General features: G+C 66.9%; 16 protein-coding genes. 3 read left to right on the top strand and 13 right to left on the bottom strand.

What is annotated here, in order from left to right; all coding sequences use genetic code 11:
* Positions 1-55: 55 nt before the first annotated feature.
* Positions 56-1,096 (top strand): SDR family NAD(P)-dependent oxidoreductase, encoded by a 1,041-nt coding sequence (locus ACFFJK_RS02050; RefSeq protein ID WP_379677421.1) that lies wholly within the window; start codon positions 56-58, stop codon positions 1,094-1,096.
* Positions 1,097-1,124: 28 nt separating this feature from the next.
* Here ACFFJK_RS02050 and ACFFJK_RS02045 read toward each other — a convergent pair whose 3' ends face one another.
* Positions 1,125-1,934, bottom strand: a complete 810-nt coding sequence (locus ACFFJK_RS02045; RefSeq protein ID WP_379677420.1) for a hypothetical protein — start codon at positions 1,932-1,934, stop codon at positions 1,125-1,127.
* Positions 1,935-2,143: 209 nt separating this feature from the next.
* On the opposite strand from ACFFJK_RS02045, the gene ACFFJK_RS02040 reads away from it, so the two are divergent.
* Positions 2,144-2,932 (top strand): hypothetical protein, encoded by a 789-nt coding sequence (locus tag ACFFJK_RS02040; protein WP_379677419.1) that lies wholly within the window; start codon positions 2,144-2,146, stop codon positions 2,930-2,932.
* Between the two features lie 17 nt (positions 2,933-2,949).
* Here the strand turns inward: ACFFJK_RS02040 and ACFFJK_RS02035 are convergent, their stop codons facing one another.
* The 10 genes from ACFFJK_RS02035 to ACFFJK_RS01990 form a co-directional block, all read right to left on the bottom strand.
* The gene (locus ACFFJK_RS02035; protein WP_379677418.1) at positions 2,950-3,642 is read right to left on the bottom strand and encodes a fumarylacetoacetate hydrolase family protein; all 693 of its coding nucleotides are present in this window, start codon (positions 3,640-3,642) and stop codon (positions 2,950-2,952) included.
* A gap of 53 nt (positions 3,643-3,695) precedes the next feature.
* Positions 3,696-6,446: a GAF domain-containing protein gene (locus ACFFJK_RS02030; RefSeq protein WP_379677416.1), complete on the bottom strand. Its 2,751-nt coding sequence runs from the start codon at positions 6,444-6,446 to the stop codon at positions 3,696-3,698.
* A 141-nt stretch (positions 6,447-6,587) separates the two neighbouring features.
* Positions 6,588-7,886 carry a DUF3422 family protein gene (locus ACFFJK_RS02025; RefSeq protein ID WP_379677652.1) on the bottom strand — a complete coding sequence of 433 codons (1,299 nt, stop codon included), beginning with the start codon at positions 7,884-7,886 and terminating at the stop codon, positions 6,588-6,590.
* A gap of 200 nt (positions 7,887-8,086) precedes the next feature.
* Entirely contained in the window at positions 8,087-9,028 is a 942-nt protein-coding gene (locus tag ACFFJK_RS02020) for a LysR family transcriptional regulator (protein WP_379677415.1), read from the bottom strand.
* Positions 9,029-9,083: 55 nt separating this feature from the next.
* Positions 9,084-10,034, bottom strand: a complete 951-nt coding sequence (locus ACFFJK_RS02015; protein WP_379677414.1) for a glycoside hydrolase family 43 protein — start codon at positions 10,032-10,034, stop codon at positions 9,084-9,086.
* Between the two features lie 30 nt (positions 10,035-10,064).
* The gene (gene yjfF / locus ACFFJK_RS02010; protein WP_379677413.1) at positions 10,065-11,042 is read right to left on the bottom strand and encodes a galactofuranose ABC transporter, permease protein YjfF; all 978 of its coding nucleotides are present in this window, start codon (positions 11,040-11,042) and stop codon (positions 10,065-10,067) included.
* On the bottom strand, positions 11,039-12,115 hold the full coding sequence (locus ACFFJK_RS02005) for an ABC transporter permease (protein WP_379677412.1): 1,077 nt from the start codon (positions 12,113-12,115) through the stop codon (positions 11,039-11,041). The genes yjfF and ACFFJK_RS02005 overlap by 4 nt, the downstream gene beginning before the upstream one ends.
* The gene (locus tag ACFFJK_RS02000; protein WP_379677411.1) at positions 12,112-13,647 is read right to left on the bottom strand and encodes a sugar ABC transporter ATP-binding protein; all 1,536 of its coding nucleotides are present in this window, start codon (positions 13,645-13,647) and stop codon (positions 12,112-12,114) included. The genes ACFFJK_RS02005 and ACFFJK_RS02000 overlap by 4 nt, the downstream gene beginning before the upstream one ends.
* 7 nt (positions 13,648-13,654) lie before the next feature.
* Complete coding sequence (locus ACFFJK_RS01995) at positions 13,655-14,617, bottom strand: ABC transporter substrate-binding protein (protein ID WP_379677651.1); 963 nt, start codon at positions 14,615-14,617, stop codon at positions 13,655-13,657.
* 59 nt (positions 14,618-14,676) lie between these two features.
* Positions 14,677-15,843, bottom strand: coding sequence for a GGDEF domain-containing protein (locus tag ACFFJK_RS01990; protein ID WP_379677410.1), 1,167 nt, complete (start codon positions 15,841-15,843; stop codon positions 14,677-14,679).
* 333 nt (positions 15,844-16,176) lie between these two features.
* Between ACFFJK_RS01990 and ACFFJK_RS01985 the strand changes: the two genes are divergently transcribed.
* Positions 16,177-17,076: a restriction endonuclease gene (locus ACFFJK_RS01985; protein WP_379677409.1), complete on the top strand. Its 900-nt coding sequence runs from the start codon at positions 16,177-16,179 to the stop codon at positions 17,074-17,076.
* Here ACFFJK_RS01985 and ACFFJK_RS01980 read toward each other — a convergent pair.
* Both ACFFJK_RS01980 and ACFFJK_RS01975 read right to left on the bottom strand, forming a co-directional pair.
* Entirely contained in the window at positions 17,073-19,442 is a 2,370-nt protein-coding gene (locus ACFFJK_RS01980) for a beta-L-arabinofuranosidase domain-containing protein (protein ID WP_379677408.1), read from the bottom strand. The genes ACFFJK_RS01985 and ACFFJK_RS01980 overlap by 4 nt on opposite strands.
* A complete protein-coding gene (locus tag ACFFJK_RS01975; RefSeq protein ID WP_379677407.1) occupies positions 19,439-20,455 on the bottom strand; it encodes an arabinan endo-1,5-alpha-L-arabinosidase in 1,017 nt (338 codons plus the stop codon). The genes ACFFJK_RS01980 and ACFFJK_RS01975 overlap by 4 nt, the downstream gene beginning before the upstream one ends.
* Between the last annotated feature and the right edge of the window lie 69 nt (positions 20,456-20,524).

The following is a 20,524-nucleotide window of genomic DNA, read 5'->3' as shown; positions in this document are numbered from 1 at the left end:
GACCGGGCGCCGTCCATCGTAGGATGTGACGGACCCGACCACCTGGAGGCGAGAAATGAACCTGTTCCGGCATGTTCCACGCGCGTACCTGGCCTGCATTGCCTTGTCCTTCACCCTGCTGCTGGGCGGCTGCGCCACCGCGCTCTCGCCTTCCGAGCAGGCGGCGGTGGCCGGCAAGACCTATGTCGTCACCGGCGCCTCCAGCGGCTTCGGGCGCGGCGTGGCCGAGCGCCTGGGTGCGATGCGCGCCAACGTGGTGCTGGCGGCGCGCCGCGCCGAACTGCTGAACGACGTGGCCGCGCGCGTGAACGCCGCCGGCGGCACCGCACTGGTGGTGCCGACCGACGTCGCCCGTCCCGAGGACATGCGCCGGCTCGCCGAGGCGACGGTCGCGCGCTTCGGCCGGATCGACGTCTGGATCAACAACGCGGCCGTCGGCGGCATCGGCCGCTTCGAGGCCATCCCGCTCGAAGACCACGCCCGCATCGTGGACGTCAACGTCAAGGGCGTCATCTACGGCAGCCACATCGCCCTGCGCCAGTTCAAGGCGCAGGGCGGCGGCACCCTGGTGAACATCGGCTCGGTGGAAAGCGAGGTGCCGCTGGCCTACCACGCCTCGTACGCATCGACCAAGGCGGCCGTGCTGGGGCTGGGGCGGGCGCTGAACGAGGAACTGCGGCTCGCGGGCGTCGGCGACAGGATCAGGGTGAGCACGGTCATGCCCTGGGCCGCCGATACGCCTTTCTTCTCCAACGCCGCCAACTATTCCGGCCACCGCCCGCGCATGGCGCTGATGGACGACCCGGCCAAGGTAGTGGAAGGAATCATCCGCGCCTCGGTCTACCCGAGCGAGGAAGTGCCGGTCGGCTGGAAGGCGCGCGCCGGGGTCTGGTCGCACAAGATCGCCCCCGACCTCACCGAGCGGATCTCGGCCAATGTCGCCCATGCGCACCAGTTCGAGAAAGCGCCGCCCATGGCGCCCACCAGCGGCGGCGTGCACCAGCCCAATCCGGCGGCGACCGGCATCGACGGCGGCATCCGCGCCCGCATGCAGCAGGAAGACGAAGCGCGCAAGGCCGGCAAGGCCATGCAGTAGGCCTCACGCCCCTGACCGGGCAATCAGCTCAGGCGGCGAGCCGGCGCAGCATGGCGGCGATGGCGTCGACGACCTTGTCGTCGTCCCAGTAGCTGTTGTGCGCGAACGGGTTCCAGCTGCGCAGCAGCAGGTTGGCCACTCCGCCGCCCGCATTGATGGCGCGGTCCTCGACCAGCTTGCGGTAGCCCTCCGATAGCGGCTGCAGGGGCCAGCCCAGCACGTCGTCCGGGTCGTAGAAATTCACCCACTTGAAGAGCGTGGTCGGCGGGGCGATCGGGATGATGTGCATCTCCTTGTGCGCGGCCACGAACACCGGAATGTTGCAGCCGGTCGTCACCAGCCCAGCGCAGGTGCCGGCGCCAAGGAAGGTCTTTTCGCTGGCGGTGAGCGCGCGTCCCAGGCTCATCATCGCCCAGGCGTCGATGTTGCGCCAGATGCCGGCGCTCACCGGCAGTCCTGCCCGGGCCTTCTGCGCATCGTAGATATAGCTCGACAATACCTGGCAGCCGAGCGACTGCGCCACGAACACCACCGGCATGGCAGGCCGCACCGCATGCGCCGACAGCAAGGTCTTCGCGATCTCGCCCTGCGCCAGTTCGTAGACCGATCCAGGGATTTCCTTGCGGTTTTCCAGCCCGGCGGCATCGCCGAAACCGTAGAGGACGAACTTGCGCAGGTCGGCGTAGCGCACCTGGCTGCCTTTCTGCGTGCGGTCCCAGACGATGGCCTGGTTGTCCTGCAGGATCTTCTGGTAGTACACCGAGCGCATCACCACCCGCCCGGCCAGCGCACCGAGCCGGCCGCGCAACCGCTCCATCAGCCCGTCGGCATAAGTCACAGGGGTTTCCCCCATTCCGTGCACCGTAATGAACGCAACCTCGGCCATGGCAGCCTCCCCTTTCCTGGCGCCCATCCATGGCGCCGTGCGGTCGTCGTGGCGGCCGCTTTTGATGAGGATAGCCTACCAGCTTTTTCGCCTGGGCATGCGCTGCTGGCGTGCGCGGCGCTGACCGCTTACCATGGGGTTTTCACGCCAGCCAAGCAGCGATGCCAGAAGTGCTCTTCAGCCATTACCGGGATGCGATCCGCGGCCTCGACCTGGCGCAGGTCGCCACCCCGGCCGGGATTCCCGAGCAGTTCCTGCTGGGCCGCGAGGGCCGCTACAGCGCCCACTACATTCCCTTCGAATCGGTGTACCCGCAGGCGCGCGTGGTGGCGGTCGGCATCACGCCCGGTTTCGTGCAATGGAAGAATGCGATGCGCGAAGCGCAGCGCCAGCTGGCGGCCGGCGCCGCCGACGAAGAGGTGCTGCGGGCGGCCCGGCTCACCGGCGCCTTCAGCGGTGCGATCCGTCCGAACTTCATCGCCCTGCTCGACGCGATCGGCGTGCAGCGCTGGCTCGGAATCGCCAGTTGCGCCTCGTTGTTCGGGGAGGACGCCGGCCTGGTGCAGGTCAGCGCCGTGCTGCGGCACCCGATCTTCGTCGACGGAAAAAACTACAGCGGCTCGCCGCCGATGACGCGCAAGGCTTTTCTGCGCGACCAGGTCCTGCGCTGGTTCGCGGAAGAAGCCAAGCTGCTGCCGGAGGCGCTGTACGTGCCGATGGGCGGCAGCGTCGGCGACGCGCTGGACTGGCTGGCCGCGCAAGGCGTGATCCGGCCCGAGCGCATCCTGCACGCTCTGCCGCATCCGTCGGGAGCGAATGCGGAGCGTGTGGCGTACTTTTTGGGGCGCAAGGACAGGGCGGCGTTGTCGGGCAAGACGAACGGGGCGCAGATCGATGCGGCGCGCGCGGCCTTGCAGGCGCAGATGGAAGCCTTGCTGGCGGCGCGATGAATGCGTAGCGTGGATATTCAGCGGCCGATGGTGAGCTCGAACGACGCCACCCCGTCGACGCCACCGCGCACACGATCGCCCGGCTGCAGCGCCGCCACGCCGGCCGGCGTGCCCGTATAGATCAGGTCTCCCGCCGCCAGCGTCACGAAGCGCGACAGGTAGCCGATCACATCCGGGATCGCCCAGATCATCTCGTTCAGCTTGCCCTGCTGGCGCGCTTCGCCGTTCACCTCGAGCCAGATGCGCGCGTCCTGCGGATGGCCGATCCGGGCTGCCGGGACCAGCGGGCTGCACGGCGCCGAGGCGTCGAAGCCCTTCGCCATGTCCCACGGCCGGCCCGCGTCCTTGGCGACGGCCTGCAAGTCGCGCCGGGTCAGGTCCAGGCCCACGCCATAGCCCCACACCAGGTCCAGCGCGTCGGCAGGCGGGACGTTCGCGCCGCCGGCGCCGAGCGCCACGACCAGCTCCACTTCGTGGTGCAGGTCGCTTGTCGCCGGCGGGTACGGCACGCTGCCTTCGGCCGGCACGACGGCGTCGGCCGGCTTGGTGAAGAAGAACGGCGGTTCGCGGTCCGGGTCGCTCCCCATCTCGCGCGCATGGGCGCCGTAGTTGCGGCCGACGCAGAACACGCGCCGGATCGGGAAGCGTTCGCTGGAACCTGCCACCGCCACCGATGGCATGGCGGGTGCAGGGATGACAGAAGAGGGCATGCTGATCCTTTCATGGGCTGGATGCCCATGATAACCGCCCTCGCAAACCGCTGTCAGGCAGGCTGCCCGGCGCGCGCCGCGGCGGCGCCCACCGATTCCAGGATGCGCACCAGCGCCGTCATGTCCACCGGCTTGACCAGGTGGTGCGCAAAGCCCGCTTCGATGGCGCGCTCGCGGTCCTTCGGCTGGCCGTAGCCGGTGATCGCCACCAGCACGGTGTTGCTGGTCTCCGGCATGGCGCGCAGTTGCTGCGCCAGCTGGTAGCCGTCGATGTCGGGCAGGCCGATGTCGACCAGCATGGCGTCGGGCCGCTCGGCGCGGGCGCGGCGCAAGGCCGAGCGCGCATCGTACTCGACCGCCGTGCGGTAGCCCTGCACCGTGAGCAGCGTGGATAGGCTGTCCGCCGCATCGGCGTTGTCGTCGACCAGGACCAGGCTCAGGGGACGCTCCAGCACCGCGGCGTGCACGTCCAGCGCCGGGCTGCCGGGGTGGCCGTCCACGCCGGCGCCGGCCGCCGCGCGCGGGAGCTTCACGGTGAAGCTGCTGCCCAGTCCCACGCCGTCGCTGTGGGCGCTGACCTCGCCCTCGTGCAGCTCGACCAGCCGCTTGACCAGCGTCAGCCCCAGTCCCAGGCCGCCCTGCGAACGCGCCAGCGTGCGGGCGCCCTGCGTGAACAGGTCGAACACGCTCGGCACCAGTTCCGGCGGCATGCCCGAGCCGTTGTCGCGCACGCACAGGGTGGTGCTGCCCCCGCCTTGGCCGGGGTCCAGCGCCAGCGCGATCCTGCCGCCCTTCTGGGTGTACTTGGCGGCGTTGTTCAGGATGTTGGCCACGCTCTGCACGAGGCGGGTCTGGTCGCCGCGCACGTACACCGGCTCGGGCGGCAGGTCCACCTGCACGTCGTGCCCCTTCTCGGCGATGAGCGGGCGTGCCTGGTCGAGCGCGCCGGTAACGATGTCGCGGAAGTCCACCACGCCGAGCTTGAGCTTGACGAGCCCGCGCGTGACGCGCGAAACGTCGAGCAGATCGTCGATCAGGCGGCTCATGTGGCGCACCTGGCGGCTGATGATGGTGCTGGTCTGGCGGATGCGCGGTTCGTCCTTGAACTGCATCGACAACAGGCTTGCCGAGCTGCTGATCGGCGCCAGCGGGTTGCGCAGCTCGTGCGCCAGCATCGCCAGGAACTCGTCCTTCGTATGGCTCAGGCGTTCAGCCTGCACGCGTGCCGCGCGCTCGCTCTGCAGCAGCGCGTCGCGCTCGCGTGCCGACTTCTGCGCCACCTCGTACAAGCGCGCATTGTCCATGGCAATGGCGGCCTGCGCCGCCACGCCGGCAATGATGCGTTCGGTGCGCTCGGTGAACACGCCGGCGTCCGGGTGGCCGAAGATCAGCCCGCCCAGCACCTCGCCGGAACGCGAGATCACCGGCACCGCCAGGTAGCTGCGCACCTCGAGGTGGCCAGGCGGCATGCCGCCGCCCTCGCCCAGCGACGCATAGCGCGGATCGCGCGTGATGTCGCTGCTGCGCACCGTTGCCTCGCCGTTGAACGTCGGACGCAGGATCTCGGTGGCGCGCGGCTTGCCGAGCCCGTCCATCGCCTCGCGCGGGACCCCGGACAGCGTATACAGCTGCAGCCGCTCGCCGTGCTCGTCCTGTCCGCTGTAGAAGAACGCGCCGAAGCGCGCGCCGGCCAGCTCGGTGCCGGCGTCGGTGATCGCCTGCAGCAGCGTTTCCAGGTCGAGGGTCGAGGCCAGCGCCTGGCCGGTGCGATATACCATCTCCAGCACGCGCTTCTCGTCGCGCAGCGATTCCTCCACGCGCGCGCGCCGCACCACTTCGCGCGTGTGGCGCGCCACGTCCTCGGCCAGCGCCACTTCCTGGTCGGTCCAGTGGCGCGGCTGCTGCTCGTGCAGGTAGAAGATCGCCGCCATGCGTCCCTCCACGATCAGCGGCACGATCACCATCGCGCGCGCGCCGATGCTGGCGTAGCCCGCGGCGTACGGCGCGGTGCGCTCGTCGACGGCGATGTCGTCCAGGCGCAGCGTCCGGCCGCGGCGCAGCTGCTCGATGATGGCGGGGCCGAAGCTGTCGAGCGGGCGGGACTCGCCCGCCAGGCTGGCGATGCTGCCGTCGGTCCAGTCGCGGTCCACGCTGATGGTGCGCTCGCCCAGGTCCACCTCGCCGTAGCCGACCCGGCCGACGTTCAGGAATTCCCCGGTCAGGCAGCTGGCGGCTTCCATGATGTGCACCGCGTCCGCCAGGCCGCGCAAGGTGTCGCTGAGCTTCAGGTGGAAGGCATGGCGGTGCTCGGCCAGCACGCGCGACGTCGTGTCGGAGAGCACGAAATAGATGCCGATGACATCGCCGTTGTGGTGCACCGGCGTGACCGAGGCGGAGAAATAGCGACGCTCCAGCCGCCCGTTGCGCTGGATGTGCATCTGCATGTTCTCGAAATGGGCGGACTGCCCGGCCATCGCGTCCAGCACGTAGGGCTGGAGCTGGGGCCACAGCTCGGGCCGCACCAGCGGATAAGGTTGTCCCATTGCGGCAGGATGCTTGTCGCCGAGCAACTCTGCATACGCATCGTTGTAAAAAAGCCGCAACTCGGGTCCCCATGCAATGAACATGGGGAAGTGGGAGGCGACGATCAGGTCGGCGATGGCCTGCATGCCTTCCGGCCAGTTATCCGGTTTGACCGACGGGAAAACGGGCCAGGGACGGTCGCGATTGTGGTCGGGCTGCGCCAGGCAGGGCAGCGTCACGCCGCCATCCGGCACGGGAGGGAGACTGCTTTCGATGCTCATCAGGATTGCCCAATTCGATTCCGTGCAGCCAACGGTCGCGGGTATGGGACACCCGTCGCCGCGCGTTTATTTTCTGGCCGCCAACTTTTTGTAATCGGGCGATTATAACGAGCAATTTGGATGGGCCGCGCCCGTTACAATTCAATGCGGGGCACGGAGTTTCTTGTGCATACGGCGCTGCCCCAGCCACACGGCGGCGGCCACTACCGGCACCAGGATGCCGAGCACCAGGTCGGGATCGAGCGGCAAACCGAGCGCCTTGCCCGCCTTGCCGGCATACCCGAGCAGGCCGACCAGGTAGTACGAGATCGCCGCCACCGACAGGCCTTCGACCGCCATCTGCAGGCGCAGCTGTTGCGCGGCGCGCGCATTCAGGGATTGCAGGATCTGGCGGTTCTGGCGCTCCTGCACGATGCCGACGCGGGTGCGCAGCAGGTCGTTGGTGGCGGAAATGCGCCGGCCCAGCGCCTCCTGGCGGACGGCGACAGCCTCGCAGGTGTTCATGGCAGGGGCGAGGCGCCGGTCCATGAATTCCTCGACCGTGGGCGTGCCCTCGATGCGCTGCTCGCGCAGCTCGTCGATGCGGGCGCGCACGATGCGGAAGTAGGCGGTCGAGGCGCCGAAGCGGTAGCCGTTGTCGAGCGCCAGCTTGTCCATCCTCGCGGCCAGGCGCGTGATGCGTTCGAGCAGGCGCTGCTCGCCGCGGGCTTCGGCGCCTTCGCCCCCGCCGGCGTCGTCCAGCGCCACCATCGCGCCCGCCACCTCGGCCAGTTCGGCCTCGATGCGGTCCAGCTCCGCGCCCACGTTGCGCGCGGCGGGCAGGCCCAGTAGCGCCATCATGCGGTAGGTCTCGATCTCCAGCACGCGCTGCACCAGCCGCCCCGCCTGCAGGTGGCGCATGCCGGTATCGCGGATCACGAAGCGGCTGAAGCCGTCGGCCTGGATCGCGAAGTCGCTCCACAGCTCCGCGCCCTGCATCACCCGCGAGCCGGCCAGCAGGCTGCGTTCGAACAGCCCCGGCAGCGCGCCGGCGTCGAGCCCGCCGTCGACCAGCACCACGTGCGCCGCCGCCATCAGCCGGCCGTCCAGGCCGCGCAGCCAGGCCGACGGAACATGGCGCAGCGGGACATGGTCGAAGGCGTGCGCGAGCGCCGTTTCCTCTGCCAGGCGCGCGGTGAAGGTATAGGACGCGAATTCGGTATGGCACTCCCACTTGAGGCGGAAGCGCCCGAAGTCATGGAAGAAGTGGTTGCTTCCCGCGCCCGGCGCGGCTACCCCGAAGTGGGCGCACAGGTGTGCGAGCAATGCATGCTGGTCGCCGCGCCAGACGGCAAGGTGGGTGATGGCCTCCGGCGCGTCCAGGCGCAGGAAGGGACGCGAATGCAGTTCGGCCGCGAGCGGCACCCGCAGCGGATGGCTCAGCGCCGACAGCGTGTGCATGGCGCCGCCTTCCATTGCGGCGCCGCTCGCTGCGGCTTCGCTCATTGCTGCCTCGCTTGTTGCAGCCTCGCTTGCTGCGGCGTCCTTCACTGGGGTATCCATGGCGGGTCGGCCTCAAGGAATGCCGGCGACGGCCGGCGTATGGTCCCATGCTAGGGCAAAACGCGCCGCCCATCCATTCAAATTTCTGATTGGAATGATCAGTAAATCTCGGCAGCCGCCAGGCGTACCTGCTTGAGCAGCAGATCGGCCCCCGGCGACAGCAGGTGATCCTGCTGGCGGATGATGCCGAAGGCGTCCATCTTGCAGGGCAGCTCGATCGGCAGGATGCGCATCACGTTCAGCGAAGCGTAGTACTGCGCCACTTCCTGCGGCATCACGTGCAGCGAATCGGTCTGCTGCAGCAGCGCGGTCACCAGCAGCAGCGCGGTGGTGTCGACCACGTTCCTGGGCGGCTCCAGGCCGGCGCGGCGGAACATCATGTCGAAGCGGTGGCGCATGATGCTGCCCGGCGGCGGCAGGATCCACGGCCGGTCGGCGATGTCCTCCAGCGCCAGGTCCCTCTTCTCCAGCAGCGCATGGCCGGGGCGCACCACGACGCAGGCCGGTTCCTCGGTCAGCTCCTCATATACCAGGCCGGTCGAATCCTCCTTCTCCAGGATACGGCCGATCATGAAGTCGAGCGTGCCGTGCTGGAGCCTGTCGAGCAGGACGTTGCTGGGCTCGAGGTGCACGCCGATGCGCAGCAGCGGCGCCTGCTCCTTGATGCGCGCGATCGCGCGCGGCAGCAGGGCCATCGCCGGCGACATGATGACGCCCACCTCCACCTGCCCCGCCAGGCCGGCCTTCAGCGCCAGCATGTCGTCGTGCGCCAGCGCCAGGCTGGTGAGCGCCATGCGCGCGTGGCGGATCATGGTCTCGCCATAGATGGTCGGCTCCATCCCGCGCGGCAGGCGCTCGAACAGGCGCACGTCCAGCATCTCCTCCAGGTCCTTGATCTGCTTGGAGGCGGCCGGCTGCGTCATGTGGAGTTCGTCGGCCGCGCGGTGGATGTTGCGGTAGTCGTCCAGCGCGATCAGCAGGAGCAGCTGGCGCGTCTTGAGGCGCGCCTTCAAAAACCAGTTCGGGTTCGTCGTATCCATCAGAAAATAATATCATTCTCGATATCACTTCGACCGAAATACCGCCGCATGATTATCACTTGCAGCCTGGGGAAGGGTTCGCCGCCGGCCCCTCGGCGGTCTGGGGCACCGGCAGGATCTTGCCGTCCGGCGTATAGCGCAGTTCTTCCACCGCGACCGAACGGCGGAATTCGCCGCCGGTCGGCAGCTTGCCGTTGTGATAGAAAATGTAGGACTTGCCGTTGAACTCGACGATGGCCTGGTGGATGGTGTTGACGTTGCTGTTCTTCTCCATGATCACGCCGCCGAAGGACCAGGGGCCGGTGGCCGTCGGGCCGGTCATGTAGACCGTCTCTTCCGGGAAGTGGCGCGAGTACGTGAGGTAATAGGTGCCCTTGTGCTTGTGCAGATAGGCCGCTTCAACGAAGTTGTCCAGGCCAACGGTGTGGATCGGGCCGTCGATCTCGATCATGTTGGGTTTCAGCTTGGCATACTTCATGACCGTGTTCCCCCAGTACAGATAGGCCTGGCCGTCGTCGTCGATGAAGACGGCGGGGTCGATGTCGTCCCACAGGATGCTGGTTTCCTTGGTCATGTCGTTGGTGACGAGCGCGGTGCCGCGCGCGTCCACGAACGGGCCGGTCGGGCTGCTTGATACGGCCACGCCGATGGCCTTGCCCGGAATGGTCGCGTGGTCCACCGTCGAGTAAAAGTAGTACTTGCCGTTGCGCTTGACGATGTCCGAGGCCCAGGCATCGCGGCCAGCCCACTTGAAGGTGCTGTAGCGCAGCGGCGAGCCGTGATCCGTCCACTTCTTCATGTCGCAGCTGGAATAGACGCGCCACTCGTTCATCACGTAGTCCTTGCCGCCGACTGGCGCCTCGTCCTTGCCGACATAGACGTACACGCGGCCATTGTCGACCAGCGCCGCCGGGTCGGCGGTGAAGATGTCCTTGACGATGGGGTTGGACGCCTGGGCCAGGGCGGAAACGGCGAGGCCGACAGCAAGTACGCAAGGTTTGATCATCATGTCTCCTTATAAATCCTATAGTAATTATTAGTTTTGCTTCTGGCGGAAGCCCATCAGGCGCTGCACCACGCAGAACACGAACAGCAGCGCGCCGATGACGATCTTGGTCCACCACGAGCTGAGGGTGCCGTCGAAGGCGATCAGGGTCTGGATGGTGCCGAGCACCAGCACGCCCGACAGCGCGCCCAGCACGTAGCCATAGCCGCCGGTAAGCAGCGTGCCGCCGATGACCACCGCCGCGATGGCGTCGAGTTCGGTGCCCTGCGCATGCAGGCCATAGCCCGACAGCATATAGAACGAGAACAGCACGCCCGCCAGCGCCGCGCACAAGCCGCTGAAGGCGTAGACCAGGACCTTGGTGCGGCCGACCGCCAACCCCATCATCGCGGCCGACTGCTCGTTGCCGCCGACGGCGTACACCGCGCGTCCGAAGGACGAGTAATGCGCCATCCACACCGCCAGCGCCAGCATGCCGATGGCGATCAAGGCGCCCGGCGACAGGAAACCGCCGAAGAACGGCAACTGGGTCTGCGACATCGCCACGAACAGCGGATCCTCGATGGTGATCGACTCGATGCTGATCAGGTAGCACAGGCCGCGCGCCAGGAACATGCCGGCCAGGGTCACGATGAAGGGCTGCAGCCGGAAGAAGTGGATGATCGCTCCCATCGCGCCGCCGAACGCGGCGCCGCCCAGCAGCACGGCCGCGATCACCGCCAGCGGCGGCCAGCCCGCCACCTGCAGCAGCCAGGCCGCGACCATCGTCGCCAGCGCCAGCACCGCGCCCACCGACAGGTCGATGCCGCCGGAGAGGATCACGAAGCCCATGCCGATGGCGATCACCAGCAGGAAGGCATTGTCGATCAGGAGGTTGAGCATCACCTGCAGCGACAGGAAGCCTTCGTAGGCCTGGCCGCCGGCCAGCAGCATCGCCACCAGCAGGACCACGGTCGCCGCCGAGGTGAACCACGGCGCGGCGCTCATGTTCGTGACCAGGTTCTTCATGCCGCCCTCCTCTTCCACAGGCTCTTGAACTGGTCGGACTGCGAAATGCAGACCAGGAAGACCACGACCGACTTGACGACCATGTTGACCTCGGGCGGCACGCCCAGCGAATAGATGGTATAGGTGAGCGTCTGGATGATGAGCGCCCCGATGATGCTGCCCAGGAGCGAGAACTTCCCCCCCAGGAGCGAGGTGCCACCCAGCGTCACCGCCAGGATGGCGTCCAGCTCCAGCAGCAAGCCGGCGTTGTTGGCGTCCGCGCTCTTGACGTTGGAGCTGATCATCAGGCCGGCCATGCCGGCGCAGGTCGCGCTGAACACGTACACGAAGACGACCAGGGCCGCGGTGCGGATGCCGGCCAGGCGCGCCGCGACAGGATTCACCCCGACAGCCTGGATGAACAGGCCGAGCGCCGTGTGCCGCAGCAGCAGGCTGGTCACCGCAAACACCGCCACCACCACGAACAGCGCGAACGGCAGCCCAAAGAGGTAGCCGCTGCCCAGGAAGAAGAAGGGCTGGTAGTACACGGTGACGATCTGGCCGTCGGTGAGCAACTGGGCCAGGCCGCGCCCGGCCACCATCAGGATCAGGGTGGCGACGATCGGCTGCAGGCCCAGGCCCGCCACCAGCGCGCCGTTCCACAGCCCGCACAGCAGCGCGGCGCCAAGCGCCGCCGCCATCGCCAGCAGCATCGGCGTCTGCGCCACGTATTCCGGCACGCCGTTGTTGATCACCATGGTGCCGCCGACCAGCATCGAGGCGACCGTGCCGGACAGCGCCACCACGGCGCCGACCGAGATGTCGATGCCGCGCGTGGCGATGACGAGGGTCATGCCGATCGCGGCCAGCATCAGTGGCGCGGCGCGGTTGACGATGTCGACCAGGCTGCCGTACAGGTGGCCGTCCTTGATCTCCAGCCGGAAGAAGCCGGGTATCAGGAGGAAGTCGATCAGCAGCAGCAGCGCCAGGGCCGCCAGGGGGCGGAACAGCGGATGCTGGAAGACCGAGGCGCGGGCCGGCTTGGCGGGGGCGAGCACTGCTTCCCTCGTTTTCTTCTCTACGGCGACGTTCATGCCGCGCCCTCCCCGGCGATCACGTGCAGCACCGAACTGTCGTCGAGCTCGCCGCGGCGGTACTCGCCGCAGGCCTTGCGGTCGCGCATGACGACGATGCGGTCGCTCACGCGCAGCACCTCGGGCAGCTCCGACGAGATGAACAGGATGGCCATGCCCTTGCGGCACAGGGTGGTAACGTAGTCCATGATTTCCTGCTTGGCGCGCACGTCGATGCCGCGCGTGGGTTCGTCGAGGATCATCAGTTTCGGGTCGGTGGCCAGCCAGCGCGCCAGCAGCACCTTCTGCTGGTTGCCGCCCGAAAGCGTGCCGATCGGCGTCTCGATGCTGGCGGTCTTGATCCCCAGTTGTTTCACATAGTGGGTGGCGAGCTCCTGCTGGCGCCGCATCGGGATAGCGCGCAGCAGCCCCTGGCGCGCCTGCAGCGCCAGGATCAGGTTCTCGCGCACGGACAGGGCCAGGATCGCGCCCTCGTGCTTGCGGTCTTCGGAGCAGAAGCCGATGCCCTGTTGGATAGCGTCGCGCGGCGTGGCGAAGCTGCGGCTGCGCCCGCCGACCTCGATGGCGCCGCTGTCGGCCTTGTCCGCGCCGAACAGCAGGCGCGCGGTCTCGGTGCGGCCGGAGCCGAGCAGGCCGGCCAGGCCGAGCAGCTCGCCCTGGCGGATCTCGAGATCGACCGGGTTCAGCACGCCCTTGCGCGCCAGCGCCCTGGTGCGCAGGAAGGTCTCCTTATGCCCGCCTTCCTGCGCGCACGCGCTACCGCGTTGTTCCGATGCCTGCTCCGCCGCTTCCGCAGGCGCGCCGATCATCTTGTTGACCAGCGCCAGGCGCGACAGCTCGCTGCACAGGTACTCGCCTTCGCGCTCGCCGTTGCGCATCACGGTGATGCGGTCCGAGATCGCATAGGTCTGGTCGAGGAAGTGGGTGACGAACAGGATCGCCATGCCCTGCTCGCGCAGCGAACGCAGCACCGAGAACAGCAACTGCACTTCGTTCTCGTCCAGGCTGGACGTGGGTTCGTCCAGGATCAGGACCTTGCTTGATATGTTCAGCGCCCGCGCGATCGCCACCATCTGCTGGATGGCGAGCGGATACATCGACAGCGGCTGGCCGACGTCGATGCGGATCTGCAGGCGCTCCAGGAGCTCGGCGGCCTGGCGGCGCATGCCCCTCCAGTCGATCATCCCGAAGCGGCGCGGATAGCGCCCGATGAAGATGTTCTCGGCCACCGACAGATTCGGGCACAGGTTCACTTCCTGGTACACCGTGCTGATGCCGAGTTCCTGCGCATCCTGCGTGGAGGCGGGCGAGATGGCGCGGCCATCGAGATTGATACGGCCGCGCTCGGGCTGGTAGACGCCGGTGAGGACCTTGATGAGGGTCGACTTGCCGGCGCCGTTCTGGCCCATCAGCGTGTGCACTTCGCCCGGGAACAGGCGCAGTCCTGCGTCGAGCAGCGCCTTCACGCCCGGGAATTGCTTGTGGATGCCGGTCACTTCCAGGACCGGCGCCATGGTGGTCGAGGCGAGCATGGCCGCCTCAGTACTGACGGTTCGGGAATTCCCTGGCCGCGACTTCAGCTGGGAACACACCCTCGTTCACGACGATCCTCTTCGGCACCGGCTTGCCCGCTTTGACCAGCTGCGCGGTCTGGATCAGCTGCGGCCCGAGCAGCGGATTGCACTCGACGGTGACGTTGAGCTTGCCCTGCAACATGGCCTCGAAGGCGCCGCGCACGCCGTCGATCGACACCACCAGGATGTCCTTGCCCGGCTTGAAGCCCGCTTCCTCGATGGCCTGGATCGCGCCGATCGCCATGTCGTCGTTGTGCGCGTACAGCACGTTGATGTTCTTGCCCTCGGATTTCAGGAAGGCTTCCATCACCTCCTTGCCCTTGGCGCGGGTGAAGTCGCCGGTCTGCGAGCGGATGATCTTCAGCTTCGGGTTGCCGTTGATGACTTCCGCGAAGCCCGCCTTGCGGTCGATGGCCGGCGCCGAGCCGACGGTGCCCTGCAGCTCGACGATGTTGTAGCTGCGGTTCGGGTTCTTCTTCTGGTGCTCGCTAAGCCAGCGCGCGGCGCGGCGGCCCTCTTCCACGAAGTCGGAACCGATGAAGCTGACGTACAGCGACGGATCGCTGACCTTGACGGCGCGGTCGGTCAGGATGACGGGGATCTTTGCCGCCTTCGCTTCGCGCAGCACGGTATCCCAGCCGCTTTCCACGACCGGCGAGAACGCGATCACGTCGACGCGCTGGGCGATGAAGGAACGAATGGCCTTGACCTGGTTTTCCTGGCGCTGCTGGGCGTCGGCGAACTTCAGGTTGACGCCGGCCTGCTTGGCGGCGCTCTTGATCGAGGCGGTGTTGGCGGTGCGCCATTCGCTTTCGGCGCCGACTTGCGAAAAGCCGATGGTGAGCGGTCTGGCGGCGTGGGCGGGAATGGCGGCGCCCAGTACGCATGCGGCGGCGGCACCCAGGAGGGTCCTGCGAGCGATGATCATCACGTTGTCTCCGGTATTGTTGTGCCACAATGCTAGGCCAAAGTGCGATGCTGATCCAATCATATTTCTCGCGTATGCAATACCATATTCGGTATCAATGTAATATCTGAAGCACCTGCCTCGACCCGGTTACGGCCCTGGCGCTTGGCGGCATACAGCGCCTTGTCCGCGCGTTGCAGCGCCGCGCTCACCGCTTCGTCCGGCGCCAGTTCAGCCACGCCGATACTGACCGTCATCCCATACGGCTCGCCGCCGGCATCCAGCGCCGCCGCCGCCACCGCCACGCGCAGGCGTTCCGCCACTTCCAGCGCATCGTGCAGGCCGGTGGCCGGCATCAGCACGGCGAACTCCTCGCCGCCCAGCCGTCCCAGCACGTCGTGCGCCCGCAGGCGCGACTGCGCCGCCTGCGCAAACACCCGCAGCGCGGCGTCGCCGACAGCGTGCCCATAGCGGTCGTTGAGCTTCTTGAAGTGGTCGATGTCCACCATCATCAGGCTGACCGGCTGGCGCAAGCGCCGGGCCAGCGAATGCGCGCGCTCGGCTTCGCCGAGGAAGGCATAGCGGTTGGCCAGTCCGGTGAGGCTGTCGGTCGTCGCCAATTCGCGCAGGCGCTGTTCGTCCTTCTGCTTGCACAGCAGGAGAAAGCCGAAGCCGTTCACGATGAGCAGGAAATAGGCGCCGACGTAGATCATCGTCTGCGCGGGGCTCGGCGTGAACACGGTCGGCGTGCCGCCCGTGAAGGCAACCCAGGCGCGCCAGTAGAAGGCCAGCGCGATCAGCAGGTTCGGCGCCCCGATGATGCAGCGCAGGAGCGAAAAGCGCGGTCCGGTGCCGATCATGATGAGGGCATTCAGCCCCGCGATGGAGGCGATGAGCAGGGACATCAGCACCGCCATGCCGGACCCGGGCACGCCGGCGACGATCGCGCCTGCGAGCAGCAGTTCGCCCGCGATCGCAAGCGCCAGCAGGCCGCGCTCCCAGCGGTAGCCGAGGAACATGCAGTAGGCGAGCGTCTCCCCTACCGCGGCGGCGATGAGGAGCCCGTTCGACAGAAAGGTCCCGAGCACCGGAGGGACTTCCGGGCGCAACCAGAAGGCGAAGAACGCGAGGCCTTCGACAAGCTTGGCCCAGGTCCAGACCTTCATGGAAGCCTCGGGGCTGCCCGCCCGGTAATAACCAGCCATCAAGATGGCGTAGGTGACGTTGCCGATGGCAAGCATCAACATGAATGCTCTGATTTCGCTCACTGAACCGTCTTTCTCAAGTGAGCCAATGCTGCTCGTTCATCCACGGGACCTGGCTATAGCGTTATCCCGTATAAAGGATACGACTCGTAGTAGCGAAATTTAGAACAATTAATTATCACATCGAAACATCTGTGTGTCTTCTAATAACTATCATTTTAGCAAGTTATGATGTGCACGTTCCTTGCGTGAAGCGTCAGTGCGGCGCCACAGTGCTATTCGTGGCGCATCAAACACCGTGTTTCACCCGGTTGACCAGCGACACGGCCACCGCACTGGGCTACCATTGTTTCCATAACACAATATTGGAGCAGGATGATGGGAAGGCGCAGGAACAACAATCCGGCAAGCGACTTGATTGCCCTGCCCTGGCAGTTCAGTGCGGTGCTGGCGCTGGGAGCATTCTTTGGCGTGCGCTGGGTACTGCCGGGGTTCCTGCCCGACCGCGGCCCACTGGGAGCATTGAAACCGGCGCTCGAGCCGCTGTCCTGGATCGTGCTCGCCGCCCTGGGCACGACGACCGTGCTGGCGGCGGTGCGTGCAGCCAGCCGGCGCTCGAAGCATGGGAAGGGTTCCCCGGGCAGCCGGCAAAGCGCGCGCATGCGCGTCGAACCGCAGGCGGCGCAGTCCGTTGCGCCGGCGCCAGGCCGGCCCGCCGTCCCTGCTGCGCCGGCGGCATGGTCGGCCGAGGCGCTGCGCATGCTGGAATGGAAGCGCTTCGAGCTGCTGTGCGCCAGGTACTATGAGGCGGTCGGGTTTGTCACGGAAACCCTGCATGCCGGGCCGGATGGCGGCATCGACGTCAAGCTGTTCAAGGCCGATCCCGACAGACCGCTGGCGATCGTCCAGTGCAAGGCCTGGAACACGCAGGCGGTCGGGGTCAAGGAAATCCGCGAGCTGCTCGGCGTGATGGTCCATGAACGGGTTGGACGGGGCATCTTCGTCACCACTGGGACCTATTCGCAGGACGCCTTGCAGTTCGGCGCAACGAATCCGATCCAGCTGCTCGACGGCGACGCATTCGCACAGAAGATTCTCGCACTGCCGCTCGAGAAGCAGCTGGCCCTGCTCGACTTCGCATTCAAGGACGATTACCGTACACCGACCTGCGCTTCCTGCGGCATCAAGATGATCCCGCGCGACAGCAAGCGCGGGCCGTTCTGGGGCTGCTCCCACTACCCGCGCTGCAAGAACACGCTGGCGATGCGCGGCTAACCGCCTGACTGGCGCAGCAGGCGCAGGCCGTACAAGCCGCCTGCCACCGAGCCCGGCCTGGCCACGAACCGCACCGACAGTATCGCCGGCTTCGCTTGCACGACGGACGCCGGCAGCGGGTAATCGACCGTGTAGAACTCCTGGGCCGCGTCGCCCCTCAGCGCCACCTCGGCCAGCCGCACGCCGTTGACCTCGATATCGAAGCGGCGGCCGGCATCGGCCCTGGCGAAGGTCAGGCGCAGCAGCTTCGCTTCTCCTTTGGGATCCTTCAGCTCGTAGCTGAACCACTTGCTCGCATGGCGCCAGTGGCGGCCGTTGTTCACGCCCGCGTCGACACCTTCGCCCTTGAAGAAATGGTCCGATTCCGGCTGCTGTTCGCCCGGCGCCACCTGGTCGACGGTCAGGGCATCCAATGCCAGCCGGTCCGCTTCGCGCGCGGCGTTCCCGGCCTGCATGCGTTGCAGGTTGGCCGGCGTGGAATGCTGCCAATACATCGTGTAGCGCGAATCGTGCAGGCGGAAGAAGGGGATGAATTCCGTTGCGTTGTCCGCGGCCCCATGCACCAGCCCCGGCGCCGTGAAGGTCAGCGCCTTTCCCTTCACGGGCTTGATGCGGCGCAGGAAGTCCGTCGAGTCGCTGACCAGCATCGGCGCCGCCTCCAGCGGGCACACCTGTCCTCCCGCGATATGGCCCATGCGCGACTCGTCGGCCAGGAAGTTCAGCTTCTCGTCGCCGAACATGCGGGTCTTCGCGGCCAGCACGATGGGACCGTGCAGCACGGCGTAATAGTTCGACCGGTCCGGCATCTGTTCCAGGCGCGTCGTCATCGGCAGTTGCACGTCGACCCGGTCGCCCTTGCGCCAATCCCGGGACAGGCTCACGTAGCCGCCCGGCTGCGCATCGTGCTCCACCGCCTTGCCATTCACCTTCACGACCAGTTTCCCGGGCTCGACCCAGCCCGGGTAGCGGATCATCATCGTGAAAGTACCGGGCACATTGGCCGGCGCATCCACGGTCAGGCGCGTGCTGCCCTGGTCCGGGAAGCGCGTCGCCTGCGTGATCCTGATCCCCTTGGCGCGCCAGTGCAGCGTCGACGGGATGAACAGGTTCACGAACAGGGCGTCGTCCTCGTGCGCGTAGATGAATTCGCCGTACTTCGCGTGGCTCTCGATGCCCGAGCCCACGCAGCACCACATGCCCTTGTCCACCTGTGAATACACGCGGTAGTGGTTCGGCCGCATCGGCGTGAAGTAGACGAAGCCTCCGCCAGGACGCTGCGAGGACAGGATGTGGTTGTACAGCGCGCGCTCGTAGTAGTCGCTGTAGCTGCCCTTCTGGCTTGAGCGGAACAGCATCCCGGTCAGCTTGAGCATGTTGTAGGTGTTGCAGGTCTCCGGCCCCTCGACCTCGTGGATCATCGCGCCGAAGTCCTTCTCGTCGTGGAAGTGCTCCTTGACGCTGTTGCCGCCGATGGCCACCGAGCGGCGATCGACGACTGTCTGCCAGAAGAAGCCTGCTGCCCGGTCCAGGTCCTGCCGCCCCGTCATGTCGGCGATGCGCTTGAAGCCGATCACCTTGGGAATCTGCGTGTTCGCGTGCAGGCCGGTGAGCTTGTCCTGTCCTTGCGCCAGAGGCTGCAGGACGGCCTGGTGCGAGAAGCGCAGCGCCAGGTCGAGGTATTTGCGTTCGCCGGTCATCGCGGCCACGTCGGCGAGGATCTCGTTCATGCCGCCATGCTCCGCACGCAGCATCTGCTCCATCTGGTCGGACGACAGGCGCGATGTCAGGCGCAGCGCCCAGTCCGAGAGCTGGATGAGCATGGCGCGTGCGTCTTCGTTGCCGGCATGGCGGTACGCGTCGCGCAGGCCGGCGTACACCTTGTGCAGGTTGTACCAGGGTACCCACTTGCCGTTGACCGAGAAGTTGTCCGCTTCCAGCTTGCCGGCCGCGACGTCGCGCCAGGCCTGGCGTCCACCGGGAATGCCGCCGAGGTAGCCGTCGCCGTTGGCTTCCTGTGCGCGCTTGAGCTCCGCCACGACGTAGTTCAGGCGGCGCAGCACCTCGGCGTCGCCCGTCGCCGCATGCATCAGCGCCAGCGCCGACAGGTAGTGGCCGCCCATGTGGCCGTCCAGGCCGGTCGACTCCCAGTTGCCGTAGCTGGGCTGGCGTGGCGTCAGTCCAGCCTCGCGCAGGAAAGGCGCCAGCAGGCGATCGGGCTCCATCGCCAGCATGTAGTTCAGGTTGGTGGTCTGGGCGTCGAGGAAGGGACCGGGCTTGAGGCGAACGTCGGCCAGCGGAAACAGCTCGGCCGCCTGCGCCCATGCGCCCGACACCAGCAACACGCATGCGGCGAGCCGGAGCTTCATGGCAGCTGGACGCTCTGGTAGCGGTTCAGCTCAAGGGGGTCGACCGTCGGCCAACCGTCCCTGTCCCATTTCATCTCCAGCACCTTCAGCTTCTGCTTGAACTTGTCGGCGGTCTCGTAGGCGTGCAGCACCATGACGTCCCTGCCGTCGAAAGTGTAGGCGCTGTTGTGGCCGAGTCCACGCCAATCGCGGTCGCCCTGGATGACGAGCGAGCCGCCGCCCTTGGCCATGTCCACGCCCTTGCGGTCGAGGTAGGGGCCGGTCACCGCCCTGGCGCGGCCCACGACGACCTTGTAGGTGCTGTCCTTGCCCTTGCAACACAGGTCCCAGGAGGCGAACAGGTAGTACCAGCCGTTCTTCTTCATGATGAAAGGCGCTTCGATCTGGGCCGGGCCGGCCTCCTCGTCGGGGACGTAGGCCGGGCGGTCGCGGCGGGCGATGGTGTGCCACTCCTGCGGCTCGGCCAGCTTCGTGCGGCTGGGGTCGAGCTTGACCAGCTTCAGGCCGGTCCAGAACGAGCCGAAGGACATCCAGGGCGTGCCCTGCTCGTCGTCGATCACGTGCGAGTCGATGGCGTTCCACAGGTCGCGGCCCGGTATCGACTGCAGCACCATGCCCTGGTCTTCCCACTTGTAGTTCGGAGAGCGCGGATCGAGCGTGGTGTTGGTGGTCACGCCGATGCCGGAGGTGTTCTTGCCGAAGCCCGACACCGAGTAGTACAGGTAGTACTTGCCGTTGTGGTGGTAGATATCGGGCGCCCAGATGTGGTCGTTGAAGGTGGGTGCGGCCTTCTTGGCCCATGCCGGCTCGCCGGCGAAGACGCGGCCTTCGGGCTTCCACGACTTCATGTCGGTGGAACTGTAGAACGTGATGCCGGGGCCGGTGCTGAAGAGGTAGTACCTGCTGCCCTCTTTTGCCATGACGGGGTCGTGGACTTCGACCTGTGCGGCGAAGGCGGGCAGCGTGGTAGCCAGCGCAAGCGCGCAGGCGGAGAAACGGGAAAGCAGAGACATTGCGAACTCCTGATAGCTCGGGTTCTGTAGGGTGGACGGCTACGCCGTCCGCGCGTTCGAATCAATGTT

It is taken from the genome of Massilia consociata (assembly GCF_042432755.1).
Lineage (GTDB): Bacteria > Pseudomonadota > Gammaproteobacteria > Burkholderiales > Burkholderiaceae_D > Telluria > Telluria consociata.
This window is presented reverse-complemented; position numbering and strand designations above follow the sequence as displayed.